This is a genomic window from Chryseobacterium sp. GTID13 (assembly GCF_056172655.1).
In genome coordinates this window covers 1,517,078-1,543,955 of record NZ_JAOCMB010000005.1, presented here as the reverse complement: position 1 = coordinate 1,543,955, position 26,878 = coordinate 1,517,078, and the positions used below count along the sequence as shown (strand labels likewise).

General features: G+C 38.3%; 21 protein-coding genes and 4 pseudogenes. 15 read left to right on the top strand and 10 right to left on the bottom strand.

The window, feature by feature from the left end:
• The first annotated feature begins 2 nt into the window (after positions 1-2).
• Positions 3-509, top strand: a complete 507-nt coding sequence (locus tag N4G44_RS13645; protein WP_474927675.1) for a DUF5655 domain-containing protein — start codon at positions 3-5, stop codon at positions 507-509.
• A gap of 20 nt (positions 510-529) precedes the next feature.
• Positions 530-1,582, top strand: a complete 1,053-nt coding sequence (locus N4G44_RS13640) for a PD-(D/E)XK nuclease family protein (protein WP_474927673.1) — start codon at positions 530-532, stop codon at positions 1,580-1,582.
• A 65-nt stretch (positions 1,583-1,647) separates the two neighbouring features.
• On the opposite strand, the gene N4G44_RS13635 is transcribed toward N4G44_RS13640, so the two are convergent.
• Complete coding sequence (locus N4G44_RS13635) at positions 1,648-2,823, bottom strand: T9SS type A sorting domain-containing protein (RefSeq protein WP_474927670.1); 1,176 nt, start codon at positions 2,821-2,823, stop codon at positions 1,648-1,650.
• A 330-nt stretch (positions 2,824-3,153) separates the two neighbouring features.
• Here N4G44_RS13635 and N4G44_RS13630 point away from each other — a divergent pair, with 330 nt between their 5' ends.
• The 5 genes from N4G44_RS13630 (at position 3,154) to N4G44_RS13610 (ending at position 8,377) form a co-directional block, all read left to right on the top strand.
• Positions 3,154-4,179: a hypothetical protein gene (locus N4G44_RS13630; protein ID WP_474927669.1), complete on the top strand. Its 1,026-nt coding sequence runs from the start codon at positions 3,154-3,156 to the stop codon at positions 4,177-4,179.
• 3 nt (positions 4,180-4,182) lie between these two features.
• Entirely contained in the window at positions 4,183-5,118 is a 936-nt protein-coding gene (locus tag N4G44_RS13625) for a hypothetical protein (RefSeq protein WP_474927668.1), read from the top strand.
• Positions 5,119-5,395: 277 nt separating this feature from the next.
• Positions 5,396-6,349: a coiled-coil domain-containing protein gene (locus N4G44_RS13620; RefSeq protein WP_474927667.1), complete on the top strand. Its 954-nt coding sequence runs from the start codon at positions 5,396-5,398 to the stop codon at positions 6,347-6,349.
• Positions 6,350-6,792: 443 nt separating this feature from the next.
• Positions 6,793-7,845, top strand: coding sequence for a hypothetical protein (locus tag N4G44_RS13615; RefSeq protein ID WP_474927665.1), 1,053 nt, complete (start codon positions 6,793-6,795; stop codon positions 7,843-7,845).
• Between the two features lie 16 nt (positions 7,846-7,861).
• Positions 7,862-8,377 carry a hypothetical protein gene (locus N4G44_RS13610; protein WP_474927662.1) on the top strand — a complete coding sequence of 172 codons (516 nt, stop codon included), beginning with the start codon at positions 7,862-7,864 and terminating at the stop codon, positions 8,375-8,377.
• Positions 8,378-8,652: 275 nt separating this feature from the next.
• Here N4G44_RS13610 and N4G44_RS13605 read toward each other — a convergent pair whose 3' ends face one another.
• Together N4G44_RS13605 and N4G44_RS13600 are read right to left on the bottom strand one after the other, a co-directional pair.
• A complete protein-coding gene (locus tag N4G44_RS13605) occupies positions 8,653-9,420 on the bottom strand; it encodes a methyltransferase domain-containing protein (RefSeq protein ID WP_474927660.1) in 768 nt (255 codons plus the stop codon).
• Positions 9,421-9,682: 262 nt separating this feature from the next.
• The gene (locus N4G44_RS13600) at positions 9,683-10,153 is read right to left on the bottom strand and encodes an Lrp/AsnC family transcriptional regulator (RefSeq protein WP_474927658.1); all 471 of its coding nucleotides are present in this window, start codon (positions 10,151-10,153) and stop codon (positions 9,683-9,685) included.
• Between the two features lie 142 nt (positions 10,154-10,295).
• Between N4G44_RS13600 and N4G44_RS13595 the strand changes: the two are divergent.
• The 4 genes and pseudogenes from N4G44_RS13595 (at position 10,296) to N4G44_RS13580 (ending at position 14,221) form a co-directional block, all read left to right on the top strand.
• Positions 10,296-11,683: pseudogene (locus tag N4G44_RS13595) on the top strand (MFS transporter).
• Positions 11,684-11,755: 72 nt separating this feature from the next.
• Positions 11,756-12,502 carry a metallophosphoesterase gene (locus N4G44_RS13590; protein ID WP_474927657.1) on the top strand — a complete coding sequence of 249 codons (747 nt, stop codon included), beginning with the start codon at positions 11,756-11,758 and terminating at the stop codon, positions 12,500-12,502.
• A gap of 90 nt (positions 12,503-12,592) precedes the next feature.
• Positions 12,593-13,147: a DUF2652 domain-containing protein gene (locus N4G44_RS13585; protein ID WP_474927655.1), complete on the top strand. Its 555-nt coding sequence runs from the start codon at positions 12,593-12,595 to the stop codon at positions 13,145-13,147.
• Between the two features lie 135 nt (positions 13,148-13,282).
• Positions 13,283-14,221 carry an HNH endonuclease gene (locus tag N4G44_RS13580; protein WP_474927653.1) on the top strand — a complete coding sequence of 313 codons (939 nt, stop codon included), beginning with the start codon at positions 13,283-13,285 and terminating at the stop codon, positions 14,219-14,221.
• Positions 14,222-14,294: 73 nt separating this feature from the next.
• On the opposite strand, the pseudogene N4G44_RS13575 reads toward N4G44_RS13580, so the two are convergent.
• From N4G44_RS13575 to N4G44_RS13550, 6 genes and pseudogenes are all read right to left on the bottom strand, one after another.
• Positions 14,295-16,555 (bottom strand): annotated as a pseudogene (locus tag N4G44_RS13575) (glycoside hydrolase family 3 C-terminal domain-containing protein).
• A gap of 296 nt (positions 16,556-16,851) precedes the next feature.
• A complete protein-coding gene (metQ, locus tag N4G44_RS13570) occupies positions 16,852-17,613 on the bottom strand; it encodes a methionine ABC transporter substrate-binding lipoprotein MetQ (RefSeq protein WP_474927652.1) in 762 nt (253 codons plus the stop codon).
• 114 nt (positions 17,614-17,727) lie between these two features.
• Positions 17,728-18,384 carry a methionine ABC transporter permease MetI gene (metI, locus tag N4G44_RS13565; protein ID WP_048502029.1) on the bottom strand — a complete coding sequence of 219 codons (657 nt, stop codon included), beginning with the start codon at positions 18,382-18,384 and terminating at the stop codon, positions 17,728-17,730.
• Positions 18,377-19,405: a methionine ABC transporter ATP-binding protein gene (locus N4G44_RS13560; RefSeq protein WP_474927650.1), complete on the bottom strand. Its 1,029-nt coding sequence runs from the start codon at positions 19,403-19,405 to the stop codon at positions 18,377-18,379. Before N4G44_RS13560 ends, metI begins: the two co-directional genes overlap by 8 nt.
• Before the next feature lie 21 nt (positions 19,406-19,426).
• The gene (locus tag N4G44_RS13555; RefSeq protein ID WP_474927648.1) at positions 19,427-20,032 is read right to left on the bottom strand and encodes a DMT family transporter; all 606 of its coding nucleotides are present in this window, start codon (positions 20,030-20,032) and stop codon (positions 19,427-19,429) included.
• 154 nt (positions 20,033-20,186) lie between these two features.
• Entirely contained in the window at positions 20,187-20,420 is a 234-nt protein-coding gene (locus N4G44_RS13550; RefSeq protein ID WP_474927646.1) for an EamA family transporter, read from the bottom strand.
• A 514-nt stretch (positions 20,421-20,934) separates the two neighbouring features.
• On the opposite strand from N4G44_RS13550, the pseudogene N4G44_RS13545 reads away from it, so the two are divergent.
• Positions 20,935-23,054 (top strand): annotated as a pseudogene (locus N4G44_RS13545) (type IA DNA topoisomerase).
• 2 nt (positions 23,055-23,056) lie between these two features.
• Here the strand turns inward: N4G44_RS13545 and N4G44_RS13540 are convergent.
• The gene (locus N4G44_RS13540; RefSeq protein ID WP_474927644.1) at positions 23,057-23,479 is read right to left on the bottom strand and encodes a hypothetical protein; all 423 of its coding nucleotides are present in this window, start codon (positions 23,477-23,479) and stop codon (positions 23,057-23,059) included.
• Between the two features lie 281 nt (positions 23,480-23,760).
• Between N4G44_RS13540 and N4G44_RS13535 the strand changes: the two genes are divergently transcribed.
• The 3 genes and pseudogenes from N4G44_RS13535 to N4G44_RS13525 all read left to right on the top strand — a co-directional run bounded on the left by N4G44_RS13535 (position 23,761) and on the right by N4G44_RS13525 (position 26,875).
• Positions 23,761-24,237, top strand: a complete 477-nt coding sequence (locus tag N4G44_RS13535; RefSeq protein WP_474928340.1) for a PaaI family thioesterase — start codon at positions 23,761-23,763, stop codon at positions 24,235-24,237.
• A gap of 111 nt (positions 24,238-24,348) precedes the next feature.
• Complete coding sequence (locus N4G44_RS13530; protein WP_073060222.1) at positions 24,349-24,693, top strand: phage holin family protein; 345 nt, start codon at positions 24,349-24,351, stop codon at positions 24,691-24,693.
• 188 nt (positions 24,694-24,881) lie between these two features.
• Positions 24,882-26,875: pseudogene (locus tag N4G44_RS13525) on the top strand (S9 family peptidase).
• The last annotated feature ends 3 nt before the right edge of the window (positions 26,876-26,878 follow it).

Here is a 26,878-nt window from a genome sequence, read left to right as displayed (position 1 = left end):
ATTTGAGATCTGTTTCAACCTGGTCTGAAGGAGAAATTAACGAAAGAGCGACACAACTAGCTGAAAAAGCCTGTAAAATATGGGATTCTCCCGGACTGGATGAAAATATATTAAATACTTATTTGAAAACATCCGAAAAGGAACTTGTTCATTACACCAGAGAGCATTTCACTTTTTTACAGGGAGATGTATTAGAGCTGTATGAAGCTTTAAGAAAGCGCATTTTAAATATAGATTCATCCGTAAAAGAAGAGTTTAAAAAATTATATATAGCCTACAAAACGGTGACTAATTTCGTAGATATTGAACCTCAGAAATCAAGGTTGAGATTAATGCTCAATATGAAGTTTGATGAAATTAATGATCCTTTAAATCTTTGTAAGGATGTTACAGGATTAGGAAGATGGGGCAATGGAAATGTAGAAATCACAATTTCAAATATTTCTGAAATAGATGATGTAATGGATCTTATTCAGCAGTCATTTGATATACAGCTGGTAGAACAATAAATTTTTTATTTATTTCATAGATGAACTACACCATAGATGAGTTGAGAGAATCTGTTAATTCAATTCCTCAATTTATTTTTGATAAAGAAAAAAACATATTTGATATCGGAACCAGAGGCTTTTACGAGAACCCTTTTACTGATGTTTTAGCTTATATTCTGGATTCAAGATCTGAATATAAGGGACGAAGTTTATTTCTTAAATATCTTTTAAAAGATTCTTTTTCCCAAGAAATTGTTGATAGCTTTATTGATCAATGCAATACCACTACACAGCATACAACAAATCTGGGAAACCGTATTGATCTGATACTGTATAATAACAGGTATTTAATTCTGTTCGAAAATAAAATATTTCATACCCTAAATAATCCTCTGGATGATTATGCAGACGATATAAATTCAAAATATCCCCATCTGGAAAAGTTTTTTGTAATCATGTCTTATAAAACTGAACATGTACCCTCTGGTTGGAAGTACATCAATATTCAGTATACATTTTATAAGATACTGAATAATCCCTTGGTAAAACTAAATGACAAATGGGACTTTTTTGTAAATGATTTTTTATTACAATTCTCAGACAAAAATAAATTGAAAATGGAACAGAACATTACAGAATTCATTGAAGAAAATTTTTCCAGGATTTTAGAGGCTAAAGACAGACTGGATCATTATATTGAAGGATTGGCCGAGCAGATCAAAAGTGAAACGGCTATCAGAGGCTATCACATTAATAATAAGAATTGGGCCAGAAAGGAAATAGCGATCAGGTTTTATCCTTTTCCGGATGAAGATAATGTCACACTGATATTTCAGGCTGATGGAAAACTGAATGTATCATTATACTACTATGTAGATTTTACACAATACAGTGCAGATATTCATGCTTATTTGGGGTTGCATAAATTTACATTGTGGAAAGAAGGAAATATTTGTTGCTTTGCTCTTTCAGAAAATTTAAGATATAAGACCATACAGGATGCCATGTCGGAAGTGCTGGAACAAATTAAGAGCATGAGGACTTATTATGCAGATAAAATGCCTGAAAAGCTGTATTTTACAAACTGGTAGATAATAATCAAAACGAGCAATGGAAATCTCCATTGCTCATTTTTTGAAAATAATATATCAAGCATTTAATCCTCCAGAACCATTTTTTTAGAACCTGTAATTTTTCCGTCTGTCATCATGGTATACACATAGGTGCCGGATGGAAGATCCGAATTTGAAACCGTAACTGCTCCGCTCCCTTTTTCACGAAGCGGGAGAGATCTTACCAGCTGCCCGGAGATATTATAGATCTCAATAGAAGCTGTTTTTGTATTTTTTGGCAGGTAATAGCTGATGCTTGTTCCGTTTTTGGTGGGATTGGGAACATTCTGAGCTAACTTGGCTACATCAGCTGATGATATATCGGTTGATGAAATACCTTTATTCAGTAACAATTGCTTCAGCTCTTCTACCGTATTTTCAAGGTTTTTAATACGGTCTTCCAGTTTCAGGATGGTTTCATCAGGAGATGCCATTCTGTTAAGGGCGGTATTGGAAACCATTACATTTCCGTTGGGATCTACTACCAGGGCGCGGCCGCTTCCTGTAGGCAGGTTTTCATGTCTTACAGTTCCTACCGTATGGAAATTGGCGGTAGGAGTGAGTGTAAGAATACCCACACTTTTATCTTTGATCAGCATCGTTGATGTAGTCGATAACCCAAACATAATTGATAAAGGAATGTTATTCGTAAGCTTTACGCCTCCCGTTCCGGAGCCTATTACAAAAGAACGGTTTCCTGTAGCGGCAAGGTCAATTCCGAATCCGCCGGAATAAACATCTTTAAGGTCTATACCTACTCCCAATGCAAACTGGTTATGGTTTCTGATGATGTTTTTCCAGCCCAGAGCTACAGATTTGCTTGATCCATTCAGCACGGCGTTGGCCTGGCCGCCAATAACATTGGCACCTCCACCGTTAGCCAGATCGTTTTCCCAGCCGGCTACCAGGGAGCTTCCGGCGTTGCCCCCAAGAACATTGGAAATTCCTACAACGATGCTTCCCTTTGCTTTAGAGACGTTGGAATTATTCACGGCATCTACGATAAATGAGCCGGGTTCGTTAAGGATAGCCTGTCCCGGATTAGCTGAAGCTCCATTGGTTCTCAGGTAAAACGCGATCGGATCTGCTGTTCCTGCATAATTGGCCGGTGTGATACCTGCGTTTCCGTTGATGTCCCACTGTTGGCCACTTGCAACACCTGTTAAAAGGACCATAGCAGCAGCCAGGCCATTTTTCATGGATAATAATGATGTTTTCATAAATTTTGAATTTTGATGGTTTTAGTTATCACTAAAGTATGAAATATTTGTATTAAAAATGCATTTTAATCACGATAAAGTGATTTTAAAATGATGGTAATGGATTTAAAATCAATGATAAAGGGGTATTTTGAATTATTTTTAATATCTATATATTTTATTTGTTTGATCTAATTATTCCAAAAGCCTTTTTAATACAAAGGTTTCAACTTATTCAAGCTAAATTCTTTCAAACTGATAAAAATCCGTTTACGGTTTTCCGTAATTTTTCTTTCGGGGTTGTTTGTAGTTTCGGGCATTATAAAACGAAAACAAACAAACTCAATTATTATGAATAAGAAAATAACTCCTGCAGACCTCTTTTTGGGAATCCTTGCCTTGCTGCTCATCAGCGTAAGCTTTTACCAGACATGGCTCGGGCTTCAGCAGATCTTCGGCCCTGCATCATTCGTTATTGCTCTGGTATTATCCCTTTTACTTTTGTTCCTGTGCTGGATGCTTCGGAATGCCAAGCTTGAAGGGAAACCCACCGGAAGCCTTGTCGGAATCTACGTATTTATTGCTTCTTTTTGTTTCATTGCCAATTTTAATGCCCTCTATACCAGGTTTATGAAAACAGATATTTATACCGATGAACTACGGGATATTAATAAAAGCTTTATGGCTCTCGAAAACGATGTGGAATCCAAGCTGAGCTATAAATACAATAAAATCACCACCCAGAATATCGAGATCAAGAAAAAGCAGCTGATGGAACAGATCAAAGATCCCGGAAACAAAGGAATAGGAACCCGCGCCCAGTCATTGATCAGGGATATTGAAAAACTGACGGGCCAGAAAATAGATTTACTGACTCCCGTTGGAAATGATTACGAAGATCTCTCCGAAAGAATGGGCCATCAGATCGACAATATGATCTCTGACCTGTCTCCTGAAGAAAGAGCATTGAAGACAGACCTGAATAATGCCTCTTTAAAATGGAATAAAAACATTCAGGATTTGCTTCTTTTGTCTAAAAAAGAAAAAGATGACCTGTCGCAGGGCATTATCGATGAATCCCTTGCCGAATACAACAAATTGGGAAGCCGGGCACAAACCGTTTTGGGTAATGAGAAAATTCATTTTGAACCTTTGGTTTCCCAGACTCAGGAAGTGGGAAAGATCGGTTTTGCATTTGAACATGCCATCAAACACTTTGGAATGTATCAGTTTGTAGTACTTGCAGGATGTATTTTGCTGGATTTCATTATTGTGATTATCATCCTGCTGGTTACAAGCCCCGATAATAACAGAAACAACCGGGGAAGTGTTTTCAATAACAAAAGAAGCGGAAATACCTTAATTCCAAATAATTAAACAATGGAAAATTTTAACGAAAAATTTAAACCCCTCTCTTTTGATCAGGAAGCAGAAGAAATGCTGAAACCGCTGTCATTTGATCATGACCAGCAGATACAGGATGATTTCGTTCCCATTGCCAGAACCATTTCCAACGATATTAAAAATAAGGACAGCAACTTTGTATTCTTTTTCGGAACAGCAGATTCAGGAAAGTCTGTGATTTTATCCTCCATGCTTTACTATCTGAAATCTCATGCAGGGGTACTGAGGCCGAAACTTGGAACTCCCAACAGTAAAGAGGCTAACGTACTGCTGTCCGATTTTTTTGAAAACATACGACAAGGTATTTTACCGGGCCGGTCAACAAGAGATCAGGTGACCCGACTGGATCTGGTTTTCGAACCTAACAATAAATCAAAAAAAGTGGTTCCTATTGACCTTACCTTTCTGGAAACTTCAGGGGAAAACCATAATGAGATCAGAAGAGGCGGAAGCTATCACAGCAGTATAGAATCCTTTCTGAATGCCAATGTGCCGCTTACCTTTATTATTGTTACCAGCTACGATTCTGCCCATAAAGAAGACAGCCTGATCAATGAATTTCTGGATGAGCTGGAAAGAAAAGGGAAGAACCTGAAATCTGTAAATGCCGTACTGGTGATTTCCAAATGGGACAAATCGGGAAGAATGGATGTGGAAAGTGCTGAAGAGCTGGAAGGCTTTATTTCCGACCGTCTGCCGATGACTTTACAAAGGATTAATACCTATGGACTGAGCAAATCCTATTATACGATCGGGAGCGTCCAGAATTCCATAGGGCAGGAGCGGGTGAATCTGCTCAATCTGTCTACAGCGGAAGTTCTGTCCAAATGGCTGTACAGAAGCATTACCGGTTACGATCTGGATTATGAAGGAACATTTTGGGAACGTTTAAAATTTAGCTTTACCAACTGATGGGCAGTACTTATTTTTTTCTGCATTCGGGACTTTTGGGAACCCGAATGGTTTCAGGCAGTCTTATTTCCTGGGAGGTAATGCGGAAATAGCTAAAAATATCAGGACATTTGATTTAAAAACAGATGCTGTTAAGCTTTTCCCGGGCAGCCGGATCTATGGCATACGGATAGAGCCGGCGGGCAGCTCATCCCTGATTTCTTATACTGTATACACTTTTGCAAAAGAGCAGAACTCACAGCGTGGCGGGACATTTATAGGATCGAGTCTTATTTTTGTGGATAAGGTTGCTCCTGAAGGTCTTGTCATTGATGTTTTGAATGAATTCCATCAACATCTTGAAGATCATAATGTTGCAGATGGGACCATTACCATTAATCATTCCGATAGATTTTCTATTGATAAGCCGAAAGACTTTGACAAAATCAATTTGAATCTCCGTCAGATAGAAACCCTTGGTACTGCACAGTCCGGCAATTATCTGATGGTTTATATGGAGAAGAGCTCTTCCCAGCTGCAGTCTTTATTGAGTAAGGCAGCAGGACTTTTGGAGACATACGACATGATTTATTTCACAGAAAATCGTGAAGTTGCTGAATTTGTCCAGCAGAAAGGGATTTTTAAAATTGTAGATGGAAAAGGATTCGACCGTGAAATTCAAAAGTCGGATGAGGAAAAAGCAAGGCTTGTAAACAGCTGTATCCGGGAGCTGGAACAGGAGAAAGAAAACCTGAAAGCAGACAGGAAAAGCATTATTAATGATCTTGAAAAACAGATTGCTCAAAATGAAAGAAAGCATCAGGAAAATGAAAAGAAGATCATTGAATCAAAAGGAGGCATCGTAACCATCAATCAGGAATTTGATCAATATGCAGCGAAAATAGAAGATCTGGTTGAAAAATTAAAGTCAGACGGAAAAGTAGAATTCATCCGGAAGCAGCATCTGGAAAGCAGAAAGATATTTGCAGATAAGATCAGGCTGAGCAAGGATATTGGAACTGTCAGCTCAATTAGTGTAAGCCCTTTGATGAATCAGAATCATTCAAAACCCAGACTTGGAAACAGCCTGGAAGATTTCAGCCGGGAAAACGAAAGTTACAGCCATAAAGAAACACGGCTGAATGGGTATAAAATTGCCTTTTGGAGCCTCCTTTTATTATTGACAATAGGAGCAGTATGCTATATAATGTTTTTCGATGGTGGAAAAATTATTGGATTTCCGGAAGACTAGAGAGTTGATGGTAAAAAAATAACCATTAGAAAAGGTGTGCCAGTAAACACACCTTTTTAATTTTCTGAATATTCAGTTGTTGATTGAAATTAGCCATCGGCCCTGGTGCCTAGGAAAATAATCCGGCTGGATCTTGTTATTATTCACAGGTAAGTCGAGAAATCTTAAATTTCTTTAAGTGAGAACTATCTTTATAAAATGTGATACAGTTAAAAATAGTTCTCTTTCAGCTCAGGAAAAAATTCGTAAAAAAATACTTTTTTTAAACAGTTGTTTAAATTATTGTTGCTGTGTTAATTAAGGATTATAACTCCAATAATATTAGCTTAAATAGCTTCTGTAAATAAAATTTTGGTATGCAAATTGTTGATAGGTCCTGTATTTTGCAAAGCGCATTTTGGCTCTTAAAATGTGTAAAAAATCTTAATTTATTATAAAAGCGTATGAATTATTTAAATTTCGGCGCTATTAATGAGAAAGTGATTTTCTTGTTAATAGCTCTTTTTTATGGTATTGCAGGTGCTCAGTGCACAGCTTACACCGGCCAGGTAATGAATCCGGGAACAACCTATTGTCTTAACGGAAATCTTACATTAACCAATGATATTACCATTCCTCAGGGGGCAGTTTTGATTATTGAGCCGGGAGCTGCGCTTATTGTAAAAGGAATCAGGGCGAACGGTGATCTGGAAATCAGGGATGCAGCCAGTGTAAAATCAGAAGGATCTATTATAATCGGAGCTTTCGGAAGTCAGAAAAATTCAAAAGTGAAGTTGGGAACCAAAGCTTATCTTTCTCTTACAGGATCAGTTTCACAGGAAGATCCTTCCTTTATGGGAGCATTTCCCGGAGCGACTTCTACCATTGATATGGGAACGTACAGTGTTGTAGAGATATGCGGGACTTTCAATCAGCAGTCTGTTACCTATCCTTTTGTCAATTATATCGGGGCGCCTTTGGGAAAAGCCTACTGTATTGCCAAGGCACAGGTGAGCGGAGGAGGAGCTTCCATACTCAGCAACGACAGCCAGATTATTGCCATTGCAATGGATACGGTAACAGGTCTTGCGCCTGGAAATGCCAGTTTCTGCGGTCCGAATGCAACCAAGGCTATGTGCCCTTCTTTGTGGCCTGCGGGGCTTCCGGATGATAAACAGGTTTGTGGTTTTGCAGATGAAGTGGTTCACGAACTGGATGATTACTGTACCAAACCCGGAGCTTCAGGCATACCTGACACTTATACCAAAATGGGGATTACCGTGCAGCAGAAAACTTCCGGCTGGCCTGAGAATATTCCCAATGGATTTCTGGCATTGGAATCGAAAACCAAAGGATTTGTTATCACCAGAGTACAGCATGTAAGCCAGGTTCCCCAGTCGGGAGACGCCGTTTCGGAACCGAAAGAAGGAATGCTGGTATATGATATCCAGGATCGCTGTGTAAAACTATACAACGGAACTCAATGGAAATGTATTGAAAGAAGCTGTAATGATTAACCTAATGATAAAAAGTATGAAACATATAAAAAGTATAAGCATTATCCTGATCGTATTGGTTTCCGGTATTTTAAGTGCTCAGGTAGCTATAGAAAAGGAAACCATTGAAGGTAAAGACACAATATTAGGTTTTAACAACAGCCCTGCCAATACAAAAGGTCTGATTCTTCCTGCTACAAAAGGGCTTCCTGCCGGAAGTCCGGCCAACGGAACATTTATTTTTGATACCTCTGATGACAAAGTAAAAGTATATGAAAATAATAGTTGGAAAGCATTGAGCGATACGGGAAATTCTACAACAATTAAAGCAAATGATTCGGATGAAAAAGGAGCAGGAGTTGTAATAGGAGAGAAGGAGGGGAGTGCTGATGGAGTTCTTGTTTTAGAATCACCCGACAAAGCAATGATTCTTCCTAAAATATCTTCACCCCACCTCAATGTAAAAAATCCGTATCCCGGAATGATCTGTTATGATACGGCCAGTAAAACATTTGCTGTTTTCGACGGAACAGTTTGGAATTACTGGAAATAGTAACAGTATAAACATAAAAGTTGTTTAAACTTTACAACCACAAAAGTCACAAAAGCTTTCATTCTAAAACATTTTAGTTTACCTAAGTAAGTTTAAAATGATTCCGAAAAAAATTTCACATAAGATGAAAATCAAAGATTTTCCCAAGACTTAGGTGTACTTTTATGCATAAAGTCTGGCTCTAAAAAAACTTAAGTGGTTAAAATAATCAATATAAAAGTTTAGACAGTTTCATAATCAAAAAAGCCCTGCATTAATCGTAAGCAGGGCTTTTTTTATTTTTTTCTTCCGTACATCAATATTCTTTTGAAGGCATAAATCGCAGGAAGTTTTGGAAAATTTTTCTCAATACGGATTTTAAATTCCGCTGTGAAACTTTTCTGCTGTTCTTCATCAAGCCTCTCCAGGTAAGGAATTAAAGCAGATCCGGAAATAAAGTTGAATAAAGTTTCATGATCGTCGGCAATAATAGGATATACTTTCTGAAACAGATTTAAATCCTCAATCCCGTTATCGAACAGAATCTGTGCATATTCATCTATGGTAAGAACAGCTGACGGACGATTCCAGTCTTTAAGATGGGACCTGAACGGCTCGTCCTCCGCCAGTTCAGAAAGAATTTTGTTCAATGTATTCCCCGGCTGATAAGGCATCTGTACAGCAAGCTGTCCACCGGATTTTAACTTTGAGATGAGTTTGGGGAACAGTTCATGATGATTGTCCGACCATTGTAAAGCTGCATTACTGAAAATAAGATCCCAGTTTTCATCAGCGTTCAGCATTTCTTCCGTTGTGGCAAGCTTGAAATGAAGACGTTCGTTTTCCAGTGCTTTAGATTTTTCCAGCATTTCAGGAGAAGAATCGATTCCTGTAAACAGTGCCTTGGGAAATTTTTCAGTAAGAATGGCCGTCTGTTCACCCGTCCCGCAGCCAAGGTCTACCGCTTTCATTTCCTTTTCATCAGTGATGAGTTCAGCAAGATCATAAAAAGGTTGGAAACGGATATTTTTAAATTGATTGTAAACGTCAGGATTCCAGGGCATATTTGTGATATTAGAATGAAGCTTCAATTTAGTAATTCCCAAAAGAAATACTGAAAACCAAATGATAAAATATTCTTAAATATTCTGGTTTTTAAATTATGGAGAATAGATTCTCTCGCAGATTTATATTGGTAACTAATTGTTTAATTTGAGCTTATCAAATATTTGAAACCAAAAATCATTTTCATCATAATTATACATAAACATCTGCTCGATCTGCGAGAGACAAAAAAATATACAAACTCATTTGGTCTAAAAATATCTATAGGATCTGCGAACTTTCCTTAATGCTGTTCATCACAAAAATACTTTTCGTCTGCCCGATTCCTTCAATTTCAGAAAGCTTATTCACAAAAAATTCATGAAAATCATCCATATTCGGTGCAAGAATTTTAAGCATGAAATCAAAATCTCCGCTGATGTTATAAAATTCTACTACTTCCTTCAGTTTTCCCACCTCTTCTATAAATTTTCCGGCAGTTTTTTTATTATGAACATTCAGGGCGATCATACAGATCACCATCATGCCTTTGTTTACTTTTTTACGGTCCAGAACGGCGGTGTATTCCCTGATGATGCCAAGCTTTTCCATTCGCTTGATCCGTTCATGCGTAGGAGTCGGGCTTAGATTGATCCTGGCAGAAATATCACGTACACTCATTTTAGCATCCTTTTGGAGTAATCGCAGGATAGAAAGGTCTTTTTCGTCCGGAATGTAATGGTCTGTAGTCATTTGTTCTGTTTTTAAAGATTGATATTCTGTTATTAGTTTATTTGTTCTTATATATGGTGTTAAATAGTTTATTTGTTCCAAATTTACTATATAATTTTCAAATATGTTCTTTTAAAATTAATTTTGCAGAAAATTTGAATACATGAGTACGAGGAAAAATTTAATATTAATATTAGCATCGGTAGGAACGTTTGTGGAGGCTTTGGATATTGCCATTATTAATTTAACTATTCCTTCTATTCAGGAGCAGTTCAATATCGGATCTGCAACTGTACAGTGGCTTCAGACTTTATATGTGCTTTTTTTCGGTGGTTTTCTGATTATTGGCGGGAAGCTTTCCGATCAGATCGGGCGTAAGAAAATATTCCTTATCGGAGCTCTGATCTTTATGCTGACTTCGTTAGGAGCCGGACTTTCCCAAAGCTTTGAAACGTTAGCTGTATTCCGTGCTCTTCAGGGATTAGGAGCTGCATTTATCATGCCTTCTGCATTATCCATTGTGACCAACACATTCAGGGATGAGCAGGAACGTAACCGTGCCATCGGGATTTTCAGTTCATTTGCTGCCATTGGTTCTGGAAGCGGTCTTTCAGTGGGGGGATTATCAGTACTTACTTAAGCTGGCACTGGGTTTTCCTGATCAATGTTCCTATTCTTTTGATCACCCTGGTTTTTGCTTACCAATATCTGCCTGCAGACGAAAAAGATGAAGCGGGGCAGAAAACAGATCTTGTATCGGGAATATTGCTTGTTTTGGGACTTTTAAGTCTTACTTACGGAACGCATGAACTGGTTCATATAAAAGAGAATCCTTTTCTTATTATCGGTTCCCTGATACTTGCCGTTTTGCTTCTGGCAGCTGTATTGATCAGGTTAAAATCTGTCGAACAGCCGTTGATCGATTTGCAGATGTTCAGACACAGATCATTAGTGATTTCTAATGCTGTTTTCTTTACATTAGGGGCTTTTTTCATAGGATTTTTATTCCTTATTTCATTAATGCTTCAAAAGGATATGGGGCACAGTGCGGCTTCTGCCGGATTGATGCTGGTGCCTTTCAGTATTATGTCTGCACTGGCTGCAAAATTTGTTTTACCTTATATTTCCAGAAGGCTAAACTCTTCACAGATGGGAATTTTTGGCTGGAGTTTTATGCTTGCCGGAGCGTTATCTTTATTGATTGCGGTTTATACAGGTCATCCATTGACGGTTGTATTATTGGGAGCAGCCTGTATTTCAGGAATCGGAATGACGTTTTGCTTTACTGCGCTTTCGGTAATGGGAATCCAGGATGTAGCGCCATCTCATTATGGAGTGGCTTCCAGTTTAAGCTCAACCAGTTACTTTTTAGGAGCAGGGATCGGACTTTCGTTCATGACTCTAATGAGCCAGATTTTTCCTTCTCAATATGCCGTGGGCGATTTAAGTCTGATCATTCTGGTCGGGTACGCTTTGCTGGCTCTTGGATTGCTCCTTTATTTCATCGTTAAAAGTTCAAAAATGAAACATACAGAAATAGCTGTTTCATAAGTTTGATTAAAAATATACAACTATATGAAAAGGGATCGGCATTATTGTGCCGGTTCTTTTTATTTTAGCAAAATGAAAATACAGATTATCAGCGATCTTCATCAGGAATTCGGCTCGACTGATTTATTTTTTGAAAATGCAGATATTGTTGTTTTGGCCGGAGATATTAACCTGGGTACAAAAGGAATCGAATGGATCAAGTCGAAGATAGAAAACAAGCCTGTCGTCTATGTTCTGGGAAATCATGAATATTACAAAGGTTCATATCCGAAAACCTTAAACAAAATTAAGCAGGCTGCTGAGAATTCAAATGTCTTTGTTCTTGAAATTGAATCTGTGGATATTGGTGGCATTCGTTTTCACGGTGCTACGCTTTGGACAGACTTTTCTATTTTTGGAGATCCGATGTATTATGGAATGATTTGTCAGCCCAAAATGAATGATTATAAAAAAATCAAGCGGGATCCATCCTATTCGAAGATGAGAACCCTTGATACTTTTAAAATACATCAGTTCTCAAAACTTTGGTTAAAAGAAAGCCTTGAAAAATCTACTGATTTAAAGAATATTGTAGTGACGCATCACGCACCGAGTATTCAGTCTGTTCCTGATTATTATAAAAAAGATCCTTTAACGGCAGCTTATGCATCCGATCTGGAGGATTTTATCATGGAATATCAGCCAAAATACTGGATTCACGGACATATTCATACACCCTGTAAGTACAAGATCGGGGAGACTGAAATAATTTGTAATCCTCATGGCTATATTGACGAAAAATATAATGGTTATGAGAAAGAATTAATTATTGAGATATAAAGAACAGCAAAGAAAGTTAATTTTTCCCTCTTCATAAAGTAAAATAAATTCTTCTTCGTCTATGATGATGAAAGCTTAAACGATCTCATCATGAAGAATACAAATATACATGCAGGTGTCATTCTTATTCCCGATTTCAGCGGGTTTACTGAATTTGTGTTCAATACAAAACTTTATACGGGAGAATATATTGTAAGACAACTATTATCTATCCTGATCGATATGAACGATCAGTATTTTGAAATTTCAGAGATTGAAGGGGATGCTATTTTATTTTACAGGTATGATAATAATCCTTCCTATCAGCGTATTTCCAGGATGCTTTGGAAGATGAGGAATGCTTTTAACCAAAAGATTAAAGAATTGAGTAAGGAGCTGAGCATTCCTATCGATATGTCACTCAAATTTATTGTACACTATGGGAAGTTTTCACAGTATACGATCGGGAATTTTAAGAAGCTGTATGGCAAAACAGTAGTTGAAGCCCACCAAATGCTTAAAAATGACTTCGCTGAACAGCCTTCATATGCCCTTTTCAGTAACTCTTTTCTGGAAAACAGCGGAAGCAGGGAGTCTGAGATCGGTACGCAGGAATACTATCTTCCTGAAGGAGAGATGATCCATTATTTTGAGAATGCTCATTAATATATCTATTTTTTAATAATATCATTTGATACTATCAGACAATGGGGTACTTTAAAACAGTTTCCATAAAACATTTTTTTCATTTAAAACTTAGTATACGAAATAAAATATTATATTTATTTTCACACTTATTGCATGAAAATAAAATCAAACTATCCAATAAACGAGGAAGCTTTTTCTAATTTACAAAAATTAAGTGAAGAGTATGAAATTATTGATTCTATTGAAATTCAGGAGAATGATTCGAATAATAAAAGAGTTTTAAAAGGTGCGAAAGAAAAAGAATGTAGATTTTGTAAAAAACAATTTCCTGAGGTTAAATTTAAAAATGTATCTCATACAATTCCTGAATTCTTAGGTAACAAAAATTTAACTTCAGATTTTGAATGTGATAATTGTAATAAATATTTTTCTGCATTTGAAAATGAACTTGCTAACCTTTTATTACCATTAAATACTCTTTCAAGCACTAAAAATAAAAAAAACAAGACACCTAAATTTAAAAATAAATTAGAGATACATCAAGATGATAAAAATGTGTTCCACATTACGAACTTTCCTGATGATCTTATAAACAGTAAAAAAGAAATAAATTTTACAATAGAAACAGCTTCATATATTCCAGAATATGTGTATAGAAGCTTAATTAAAATTGGCCTATCGATAATTAATGAAGAGATAATTAAGAATTATAATGAGACTATTGAATGGCTCATGTCATTAAAACAAAATGTGATTATTCGTCCATGTTTGGCTTTTACAATTTTTCCATTTAATAGTCCAACAGATAAAATTAGATGTGCGATTTTTGATAGAAAATTAAATGTTACTAGACAAATTCCTAAAACATTACTGATATTAAGCTATAAAAACTTTGCTATTCAAACTTTTTTTCCAGTTTTTCCTTTTGAGGGTTTCACTGAATTATCACCTTTTCCTCATGTGATTCCAACAGCTTTAGACTTAAACAATAATTTAAAGAATAAGAAAGAATATGGATTGATTTATTTGGATAAAAATATAAGAGTTAAAGGCGAAAAAATAGAGGTTAATATTAGATCAGTAGAAGAATAATTAATAAAAGAAATGATTTAAAAAAGCAGGCCCCTTAGAACCTGCTTCAAAATTAAATATACTAATATGATGACTACTTCAACGTAAACTTCACCTTTGTCTTAATGGCATCAGAAGAATTACCAATCTGTGCTTCAAAATCTCCGGGTTCAGCTACCCAGTCATGTTTTTCAGCATCAAAATAGCTCAATGCTGTTTTATCAATGGTAAAGGTTACTTCTTTTTGTTCGCCGGGATTTAAGAATACTTTTTCAAAGCCTTTTAATTCTTTTGTGGGACGTGGTACGGAAGCTTTCATATCGCTGATGTAAAGCTGGGCTACTTCAGCACCTGCTTTTTTCCTGTATTTTTTACGGTTACGGTGAAAGTGATCTTGTCATCCTGAGACATCACTGTTTTATCAGCCGTTGCTTTTCCGAATTCAAATGTGGTGTAGCTCAATCCATGTCCGAAGCTGAATAAAGGTTTTATTTTCTTCGTGTCATGCCAGCGGTATCCTACGAAAATACCTTCATTGTAGGTAATATTGATCGGGTTTTTCTGGTCTTTACCTTTTCCGGCTGCCAGTTCGTCTTTCTGTCCGGGATATTCTCCCAATCGGTGCGCTGAATTATCTTCAAGTTTCACAGGGAATGAAAACGGAAGCTTTCCGGAAGGGTTGGCATCACCTGCCAAAACAGAAGCGATAGAATTACCGGCTTCAGATCCAAGATACCAGGATTGAAGTACGGAAGGAACCTCCTTGATCCAAGGCATGGCGACTGCATTTCCGGAAACCAGAACCACTGCAAGGTTTTTATTGGCTTTTGCCAATGCCGAAATCACATGGTCCTGATTGTAGGGAAGCTCGTAGCTTTTTCTGTCGTTACCTTCGCTGTCTTGGAAGTCAGATTTATTCAGTCCTCCCACGAAAATCACGTAATCGGAATTTTTTGCCAGTTCTACAGCTTCTTTGAGTAATTCTTCTGCAGAACGGTCGTCTTTCAGGTTCTGTCCGGATTTTACCCCGTTGTATTCTCCACCGATATCACCCACATAACCTCTTGCATACTGTACATCGGCCTGTTTTCCAAATCTGCTTTTGATTCCGTCTAAAGGCAGGGTTTCATATTTTACTTTTAGTGATGAAGAACCTCCGCCGACCGTCATTACTTTAATGGCATTTTCACCGATAACGGCAATTTTTTTAGTTTTATTAATATCAATCGGAAGTACGTTTCCTTGATTTTTCAGCAGTACAATACCTTCTTCCCCGATTTCTTTGGCTACCGCCTTGTGTTCCTCAGAAGCAACATTCCCGAAAGGTTTGTTTCTGTTCATTGTGGTTTTATAGGCCAGACGCAGAAGTCTCGTTACCTTATCGTCAAGCTCCTGAGTTCCTACTTTTCCGGATTTGATAAGGTCTAAATAAGGTTTTGCCAGATAATAATTATCGTAAGCGTTTTTAGTTCCTTTAGAAAGCCCGTTGGTCCAGCTGCCGAATTCAAGGTCCAGCCCGTTGTGGATGGCTTGTTCCGTATTGTTTACTGCTCCCCAGTCGGATATCACAACACCTTTGTAGCCCCATTCCTTTTTCAGAATATCATTCAAAAGATATTGATTCTGGCTGGCATATTGGTTTTTGTACATATCATAAGCCCCCATGATCGTCCATGAATCACCTTCGGTTACTGCTGCTTTGAATGGCGGAAGATAGATTTCATAAAGTGTTCTGTCATCTACATTCACGTTACTGGTATGGCGGAACATTTCCTGGTTGTTTAAAGCAAAATGCTTCACAGAAGTAGCCACTCCGTTAGATTGAACCCCTTTGATATAAGGAACCACCATTTTTGAAGTTAAATAAGGGTCTTCCCCCATATATTCAAAGTTTCTTCCATTCAGCGGAGTTCTGTAAATATTAACCCCGGGTCCAAGAAGAATGTCCTTTTTTCTGTAACGGGCTTCTTCCCCAAGAGCTTTTCCGTAATTCCATGACATTTTTTTGTTCCATGTTGCGGAAAGTGCCGTGAGGGCAGGGTAGGCAATGATCGAGTCATTGGTCCATCCAGCCTGATCCCATTCATCCCACATCACTTCAGGTCTTACCCCGTGAGGACCGTCTGTTGTCCAGAATTCAGGAATTCCCAATCTCGGAACGCCGGGTGAGCTGAATTTGGACTGTGCATGCAGCATCGCCACTTTTTCTTCAAGCGTCATTCTTGAAAGAGCATCCTGAATACGCTGTTCTACAGGTTTTGATTCATCTAAATAAACGGGTTGAGTATGAGTCTGGGCCATATATGAAGCAGCAATAAGAGTGAATAAACTTACAATGGCGGTTTTCTTGAACATAAAATACCTTTTATTGATTAACAACAAAAGTAAGTAAAATTTTTATTATCTCAAATTGAGAAAATAAAATTAATTAGTTTAAGAAGTTTGAGAGTTTGAGAGTCTTAGGGTTGCGGGGTTCGGGTTTCGTGTTTTAAGATAAGGATTAATAATTCATCAATATTAATGAAGGAAAATATCTGGTGGCTGAGGCACTCGAAGCCACCAGTTTCTAGTTGAGCTCTTTCTGCTGCGACGTACAACCCGGAACTTGAAACTTGAAACTCGAAACTCAAACCCCGAAACCCGAACTCACATCACTCATGATCCACCCATCCCTTCACTGCACCGCCTTTAAAAATTTCTTCTGCTTTTTTAACCACAGCCTCTGACTGGTAAGCTTTTACGAAATTTTTGACTTTTGCAGAATTTTCATTGTCATGGGTCGTAACAATAACATTCACATATGGTGAGTCTTTATCTTCACTGAAAACACCCTGCTTTTCTGCATCTAACCCGGCCTGTGAAGCAAAATTATTATTGATGATGGCAATAACCACTTCTCTGTCATCCAAAACTCTTGGTAACTGGGGAGCCTCTATTTCAAGGATTTTCAGCTGTTTTGGATTTTCAGTAATGTCTGTGACTTTAGGTAATAACCCGACACCTTCCTTTAATTTTAAAAGTCCGTTTTTCTGAAGAAGAAGTAAGGACCGGCCTTCGTTGGTAGGATCATTTGGAATAACGATGGTGCTTCCGTTCTGCAGCTGGCTTATGCTTCTGATCTTTTTTGAATAAGCAACGATAGGATATACAAAAGTATTCCCGACCACAGCCAGTTTGTATCCTCTCTGTCTCGATTGCTCATTCAGGTAGGGAACATGCTGGAAGGCATTAGCTTCGATATCTCCGTTGTTTAAAGCTTCATTCGGAACCACATAATCATTGAACGGAATAAGCTCCACGTCAAGATTATATTTTTCTTTAGCCACTTTTTTTGCTGCTATGGCAATTTCCATTTCCGGTCCGTAAGTAATTCCTACTACAATATGGTTCGGATCATCTTTTTTCCTGAACATGCGTTGAATATGAAGAGTCCGGCTGTCAAAAAGCCTATAATATTTATTTTTTTCATTAGAATTCTGGGTGTTAAAGAGGTGGCTGAGGCACTCGAAGCCACCGGTTTATTGTATTTACCTGTGGTCAAATTTCTTTGCCAATCTGTCTCCTGCAAACTGTATGATGAATACCAATACGACAAGCAGTATCAGAACCACATTCATAATCACAGCATCATAGCCGATATATCCATACTGATAGCCGATCTGTCCTAAACCGCCAGCGCCCAGTGCACCTCCCATTGCAGAATAACCTACTAATGTGATTAAGGTGATCGCTGCGTTGTTGATCAGGGAAGGAAGTGCTTCAGGAAGCAATACTTTCTGAATGATCTGTAATGGTGATGCGCCCAAAGCTCTTGCGGTTTCTATCAAACCATGGGGAACCTCGAGAAGACTGTTTTCCACCAACCTCGCAATAAACGGAGCAGCTCCTACGCTCAGCGGAACCAGGGCTGCATTCATTCCTATTGAAGTTCCAATGATTACCCTTGTGAATGGAATCATCCAGACAATCAATATAATAAAAGGAATAGAACGGAAAATATTAACCAAAACAGAGGTGATTCTGTAATAAGCGGTGTTTTCCAACAGCTGTCCCTTTCTCGTTAAAAACAACAGAATTCCAACCGGAAGACCTAAAACAAATCCAAAAAATCCTGAAACAAACGTCATATAAACCGTTTCCCAAAGTCCCTTTCCCAAAAGAGAAATTACCGAATCACTAAGCATATCCTTTTACTGTATTTTGAATTTTATTCTGGTTAAAATAATAGATCGCTTTCTGGTTGTCTTCGGTTTCACCCTGGAGCTGAAGCAGGAGTTTTCCGAAATTAGAGTCACCAAGATACTCTACATCGGCTTTTAAAAGCTTGTAAGGTATTTTATATTGGTCATAGAGCGTAGAAAGAAGTTTTTCAACACTGATGTTTTCATTGAGCTCTATTTCAACCAGCGGAAATAAGCCGTCTTGCGGTTCTTTCTGCAGTTTTTTATTAAGTTCCTGAGGTATGGTCATGATATCTGAATTTATAAATTGGCGGATCACCGGATTTTCCCTGTCCGAAATGATCTCGCTTAATGTTCCTTTTGCTAATAATTTTCCTTTGTCTATTACCGCTACATGATTGCAGACAGCTTTGATAACTTCCATCTCGTGGGTGATCAGGAGAATAGTAATACCAAGTCTTTGATTAATATCCCTTAAAAGCTGCAGAATCGATTGTGTGGTCGCAGGGTCCAGTGCACTGGTGGCTTCATCACAGAGAAGGAGATAAGGATCGTTGGCCAGTGCCCTTGCGATGGCCACCCTTTGTTTCTGTCCTCCGGAAAGGCTTTTAGGATAGTCGTTGGCCTTGTTTTCCAGTCCTACGATCTTCAGGAGTTCATTTACTTTTTTACTGATCTCATCTTTACTGACATGATCAAGCTCAAGGGAAAGGGCTACATTGTCAAAAACCGTTCTTGACGAAAGCAGATTAAAATGCTGGAAAATCATCCCGATTTTTTTTCGTTCACCGGCAAGCTGTTTTGGGCTTAACTTAGTGAAATCCTTTCCGTTGATAATGATCTGGCCTTCGTCAGGTCTTTCCAGAAGATTTACGGTACGGATCAGGGTACTTTTTCCGGCACCGGAAAACCCTATGATCCCTACGATATCTCCCTTTTCTATGCTCAGGCTTACCTGATCCAAAGCTTTGAAGGACTGCTTTTTCTGATGAAATGTTTTTGAAATGTTCTTGATTTCTATCATTTTTAATAGTATAGTTTAATTTTAAATTGGCTGATACGGTCTTACGGTTTTATTGAAGAACCTTTTCAGTCTTCTGATCTTTACTTTTGAGCGTTTCGAAAGCCTGAAGTATTTGGTCGTATTGGTAAGAAGTACTCCCAACAATATCACAGATAAGCCGTACAGCTGGCTCCCGTTAATAGTTTGCCCGGCTATGATCCAGCCTGCGAATACCGTAACGATCGGGTTAATATAAGTATGGGTACTTACTAGTGCAGCCGGTTTTACAGACAGCAGCCATATGTAAGACAAATAAGCGACTATCGATCCGAAGAACACCAGGAACAATACTCCTGCCCAAGCCGATACAGGAATATTGGAGAATGAAAAACCGTGCCATTCTCTTCTGAACGATGCAATAATAAAGGAAGCCACTCCGGCTATGATAAGCTGCTGGGCAATATTCATAAACGTGGACTGCGAGGCCGGATTTTTCTTTGAATATAAAGATCCAAGAACCCACGCTACAGAACTTAATGCCAGGACAATAAATGCAGAGATTCTGAGTTTTCCGTCAGCTGTTGTATGATGGGTACCGGCAACGCTTCCGTTCAGGAATAATATTAAACCCGCAAATCCAATAATCAATCCGATTGGAATGAATTTATCTGAGAAATAATATTTCCAGTTTTTTTATCGATTGCAATAAACCAAAAGGGACCTGTTGCAATAGCAATGGCTGCCTCAGAAGCGGATACATATTGTTCACCCCAGGCTACAAGGCCCGTTCCTCCTGTAAGAATCAGTATTCCGGTAATCCCGTTTTTTTCCAGTTGGTTAAAGAATTTGCTTTTTCACCTTTAGCACTCAGCCATCCCAGCATCAGAAGTCCTGCTGCTAAAAACCGGAATCCGGAAAGGATAAAAGGAGGAAATCCTTTAAGACCGAAAGAAATGGCGAGAAATGTAACTCCCCAGATCACGTAAATATTAATAAATGCGAGTGGCACCAGCCAGCTGTTTTTAGAAGTGCTCATTGTATGTTTTTGTATGATTGTATTTTAAAATAAAAAGGCCCTACAACGTGGTAAGGCCTTTAGAATATGGTATATTTAAATCAAGGTCAGCCACGGAATTTCTGATGCACAGGCATACAGTTGCACATCATCATAGTTTTGATGGTCTGTTTATTTACGGACTGATGTTTTAATTCCTTTTCCATTTTATTTCATTTCCTGAATACGGTTGCAAATATAGGACATATATTTTTATTAGTCCACTAAAATAATAGACTTTTTAATATTTTTTACCTCTAATGTTTTTAATGAATTGTATTTCAAGTGATTATATTATTTTAAGTTTTGTTAATACTCTGGTTAGGCATTTAAAAATTTAATTATCAATAACTAAAATTCCATCCGACAATATATACTTACTTATTGATCCTTATTTCAGGTACTTATACTAAAAAGGCAAGTGCCGACTCCTAACTAAATTAGCAAAATCCAAAAAAATCCCGACTTTTGTCCCCCTTCAATAATTCCGAAATTCATGAAACTTTGTATTGCCGAAAAGCCGAGTGTTGCCAGAGATATCGCCAAAGTATTGGGTGCTACAGTGCCTAAGCAGGGCTATATGGAGGGCAACGGATACTGTGTGACCTGGACGTTCGGACACCTTTGTACTTTAAAGGAGCCACACGATTACGGTCCTCAGTACAAATCCTGGAATTTGTTTTTACTGCCTATAATTCCAAGCAGTTTTGGGATCAAATTAATCCCCAATAAAGGCGTGGAAAACCAGTTCAAAGTGATTGAGAAATTAGTGGAGGAATGTGATGAGGTCATTAACTGTGGTGATGCCGGGCAGGAAGGAGAGCTGATCCAGCGATGGGTTTTGCAGAAGGCAAAATGTAATAAACCCGTTCAGCGTTTATGGATCTCATCCCTTACCGAAGAAGCTATTAAAGAGGGTTTTGCCAATCTGAAGCCTGCTGAAGACTATAAAAACCTGTATCTGGCCGGAAATGCAAGAGCAATCGGCGACTGGCTGCTGGGAATCAATGCCACAAGGTTATTTACCAAAAAATTTGGTGGCAATAAGGCCGTTCTTTCCATCGGAAGAGTACAGACGCCGACTCTGGCGATGCTTGTTCAGCGTCAGAAAGAAATTGATGCTTTCACCACCGAAGAATATTGGGAGCTTAAAACAAAATACCGTGACGTTATTTTCAATGCGGCAATTGACCGTTTGAAAACCTTAGACCGGGCAGAAAAAGGACTTGAATACCTGAAATTGAATCCTTTTGAGATTGTTTCTTTTGAAATTAAAGAAGGAAAAGAGAAAAATCCAAGACTTTTCGACCTTACCGGACTTCAGGTGGAAGCGAATAAAAAATATGGATATTCTGCAGAAAATACCTTGAATTATATCCAAAGTCTCTACGAAAAAAAGCATGTAACCTATCCGCGTGTTGATACCACTTATTTATCAGATAGCTTATATCCGAAAATAGCTGGCATTCTTCAGAAAATGTATCCTTATCAGGATCTGATTGCCCCGTTACTGGAAGCTCCGATTCCAAAATCAAAAGCCGTTTTTGATGATACAAAAGTAACCGATCACCATGCAATTATTCCAACAGAAGTTCCGCCTTCCCAAAATCTGAGCAGGGAGGAAAAACTGATTTATGACCTTGTTGCAAAACGTTTTATTTCTGTTTTTTATCCGGAATGTAAAATCTCAAATACACTGGTGGAAGGAAAAGTAGGAACCATTCCTTTTAAAACCAGCGGCAGACAGGTTCTTGAACCGGGATGGAGAGCGGTTTATGCCAAAGAACCGAAAGAAGAAGTTGCTGATAAGGAGAAGGAGAAAGAAGAGGAACAGACCATTCCTGAATTTAAAGTAGGGGAAAGTGGTCCTCACGATCCTATGATCCATCAGGGAAAAACCACACCGCCGAAACCATACACCGAAGCAACCCTGCTGAGAGCTATGGAAACTGCAGGAAAACAGGTGGAAGATGAGGAACTTCGTGAACTGCTTAAAAACAATGGGATCGGAAGACCGTCCACCCGCGCCAACATCATCGAAACCCTTTTTAAAAGGAAATATATAGAAAAGAAAAGAAAAAATCTTATCGCTACCCAAACCGGCATTCAGTTAATTGATACCATTGAGGACGAACTTCTGAAAAGTCCTGAACTGACCGGAGAATGGGAACAAAAGCTGCGAAAAATCGAAAAAGGGGAATATGAAGCCAATCAGTTTAAAGAAGAGCTGATCCAGATGGTTTCCGATCTTACCCGAAAAGTAGTTGACGGGAAAGGAAAAGTAATCATGCTGCAGGAAGAAGAAAAACCGGAGGAAAAGAAAAAAGAGAACCTGCACAGAAAAAAGAACTTCAATCCTGGGAAGAAACAAAGTGCCCGAAATGTAAAGAACACCACCTGATCAAAGGAAAAGCAGCAGTAGGATGTTCAGATTTTAAAAATTGCGGTTTCAAAATCACCTTTGATATTTTCGGGAAGAAGTTGTCTGACAAACAGCTTTTAGACTTGGTTTTAAAGGGAAAAACTTCAAAGCTGAAAGGTTTCAGTACCCATTCAGAAGCTTTAACGGAAGGAGTTCTGACGCTTGGAGAAGATTTTCAGGTACAGCTTAATTAAATTTAACGGAATAATTTATCGTACCATCCACTGAGGTCTTTCTTTATCGACTCGTGGTATTTACATAAGATCTGGGCCATTTCAAGCTCAGATTTTTCTGATTTGTATGTATTTAAAGTAAGGTAGCCGAAAAAATTCCCGTCCTGATCCACAATTGCCGGAGGATATGAAGCATAGCTGCTCCACGGAGAATAGGTGCTGTATGAACTCCCATAGTTGCCGTTTCCGTTCCAGATGGATTTTGAGCTGAACACATTTCCGTAATCACCGTAGGAATTCCAGATTGAATTTTTATCAAACGTATCACAGTTTAAGCAGCCAAGATATTGATCCTGATCAGAGCCGCCGTACAGATGCAATGTCTGGGCCTGAAAAACAGAGAATATCAGGAGGCTTAGTAATGTAAAGCTATTTTTGATGGTCATGTAGGCTGTTTATGCAAAGCTAGTATTTTTGTGAGTGCTTTAGGAACCACCCCGTCAAAAATTCAAAGAATTTTTGCCACCCTCCAAAGGATGGGAATAATCACCCAATCAATAATGAACATCATGAAAACCAGAGATTATAAAACTTAAGTGTACTTTTTCACGGTATAAATATTAACTTCAAATCACTTAAGTGTTAAAAAATACTCTTTTGTGGTCAAAGCTTGTTGACGTGTTTAAATCTCATCATCAGCAAATAAACTTATTGTAAATTTTCTGGTATTTCTGAAAACATTTGTGTACTTTGTGTTGTATTCAGATTAAATAAAACAATTCATGACCCCGGAAAAAAGAAACTCATTACAGACAGCTTTGAACGTTCGGAAACCCTGAAATTCTACAATGCCGAATTGTTGGAAGTAGATACTGATTTCGTTTCCATCAAAATTCCTAAAATGGAAATGATGACCCGGAAAGCGGGAATGTTCAATGGTGCGATGATCGCTTCCCTTGTAGATGTTTCTTCCGGTTATGCTTCGGTAAGCCATTATAAAGACGACTGTTATGTAGTGACGGTGGAACTGAAGGTCAATTACCTTCGTCCTGCCCTTGGAGACGCCCTGATATCACGGTCTTACGTTATAAAAGGAGGTGCAAAAATTATTGTGGTAAGGACTGAGATCTATGTGCTGGATGAAAATACAGGGTCTGAAAGTCATGTAGCCACTTCACTGGTAACCATGATGAGGATCAAATAAATAGAACTGTGGGAAATAAAAATATCCCTGAATAAAGGAGTTTACAGGAATTTTTTGACCTGAATGGAACAGGATTTGCAAAGTTAAAACCATAACATTAAAAAATATAATATGAACTTAATTATCAGGCTGCTGATTACAGCAATTGTTGCTTACCTTTTGACTAAGGTGCTTCCGGGTGTACATTTCGAAGGATTTTCTTCGGCGATTATTTTTGCCATCGTTCTCGGGGTATTAAATATTTTTGTGAAACCTATTCTGGGACTTTTAGGGTTACCATTAACCATTATTACTTTAGGTTTGTTTGCTTTGGTAATTAATGCATTGATTATTTTGATTGCAGATTATTTTATAGACAGCATGGTTGTCGACGGGTTCTGGTGGGCACTGATCTTTAGTGTACTGCTGTCCTTTGTGACCTCGCTGGCCAATTCCATGTTCTCTGATGGAGATTAATGGATCAGAAATAAAATTATATCAGTCTGCTGTTTTTACGGCAGACTTTTTTATTTCAAAACTTAAATGTTAATTCTTTCGGTCATTTTTATTTTAAATATTAACTTTGGCAATCTTTGAATTAAACTAAAAGGAATGTATGAAATCCGCAAGATTCCATATTTTCCGTTAAAAAAGAATATCAACATATGAAACTTAAGTACAGTCTGCTGGCTCTGGCAGCTCCGCTTTTAATGAATGCACAACAGTTAATGACGCCTGAAATCCTTTGGACTTTGAAAAAAGTGGGAGTACAGGCAGTTTCACCGGATCAGTCTTCACTGATCTATAAAGTAGGACAGGTAGATCTGAAAACAGAGAAAACAAAGAATGAGAACTATTTTCTGAATGTTCTTAATAACCAGTCTTCCAAAATAGATTTCGGGAAAAAAGCCCTTATCCAGTGGGATAAGAATGGAATTTATGCTCAGGAAGGAGATAAAATCTTTCTTTCAAAAGATAATGGGAAAACCTGGTCTGAATTTTATACCATCGGGGAAGTCGACAATATCGTCATCTCTCCTGACGGGAAAAAATTGCGTTCAGTAAGCAGGTTCTTGTAGAGAAATTAATGGGGAAAGACAAATACAGCGATACTCCTAAAACCACAGCCCAGGTATATACGGACCTGAATCACAGACACTGGGATTATTTTAATGAAGGAAAATATAACCACGTATTTGTAGTCAATACCACGGACAAGGCAGAATCTGCAAAAGACCTCCTGGAAGGTAAAACATGGGATTCCCCGCAAAGACCTTTCGGTGGAGCCGAAGACTTTATCTGGAGCCCGGATTCTTCCCAGCTTTTATATGTTACCAAACCTAAAAGCGGAAAAGAATATTCTACAAGCACCAATACGGATATTTTTGCCTACGACATGGCTTCAGGAACAACAAAAAACCTTACAGAATCCAATAAAGGATACGACGTTAATCCAAAATTCAGCCCGGACGGAAAATCCTTAATCTGGCAGAGTATGGCCAGAGACGGATATGAAGCAGATAAGAATGATGTGAAAATCATGGACTGGAAATCTGGAAAAACGACAAACCTTACAGCCGGATGGGACGAAAGTGTTTCCGGAGACGTATTCTGGAGCGGAGATTCCAAATCGATCTATTTTACAGCAGCATTCAGAGGAACAAAACAGCTTTTCTCTTTAGATCCTAAAACATCAAAAGTTCAACAGATCACAAAAGGGGATTTTGATGTCAACGAAATTTTCACCGACAATAAATCTTCACTTCTAGTAGGAAGAACAGATATCAACCATGCAACGGAATTATTCTCTGTCAACCTGAAAAACGGTGAGATGAAGCAGGTTACCGAAGCCAATAAAGATACTTATGCCAAGCTGGCGCAGGGTAAATCCGAACTGAAAATGGTAAAAACAACGGACGGTAAAGAAATGGGCGTATGGTTCCATTATCCGCCGAACTTTGATCCTAATAAAAAATACCCTACACTGGTATACTGTCAGGGAGGTCCTCAATCTGCACTGACCCAATTTTTCAGTACAAGATGGAACTTTGCGCTGATGGCAGCCAACGGATATATCATCGTTGCTCCAAACAGAAGAGGAATGCCGGGATGGGGAACAAAATGGAACGAAGACATTTCCAAAGACTGGGGTGGCCAGCCGATGAGAGATTATCTTGCAGCAACAGATTATGCAAAAACATTACCTTATGTAGATGGTGAAAGAGTAGCAGCAGTAGGGGCAAGCTATGGAGGATACAGCGTATTTATGTTAGCCGGAATCCATGAAAACAGGTTCAAAACATTTATTGCTCACGATGGATTATTTGATATGAAATCCTGGTATCTTACCACAGAAGAACTTTGGTTTGCGAACTGGGATCTTGGTTCGCCATGGGAAAAACCCCTTCCTAAGGCTTACACAGAATTCAACCCAAGCAATTTTGTTGAAAAATGGAACAAGCCTATCATGATTGTTCAGGGAGGCATCGATTTCCGTGTACCTTACGAGCAGGGGCAGGAAGCATTCCAGGCAGCAAAATTAAGAGGATTGAAATCTAAACTGGTTTATTTCCCGAACGAAAACCACTGGGTACTTCATCCGCAAAACGGATTGGTATGGCAAAGAGAATTCTTCGATTGGCTGAAGGAAACTTTATAGATC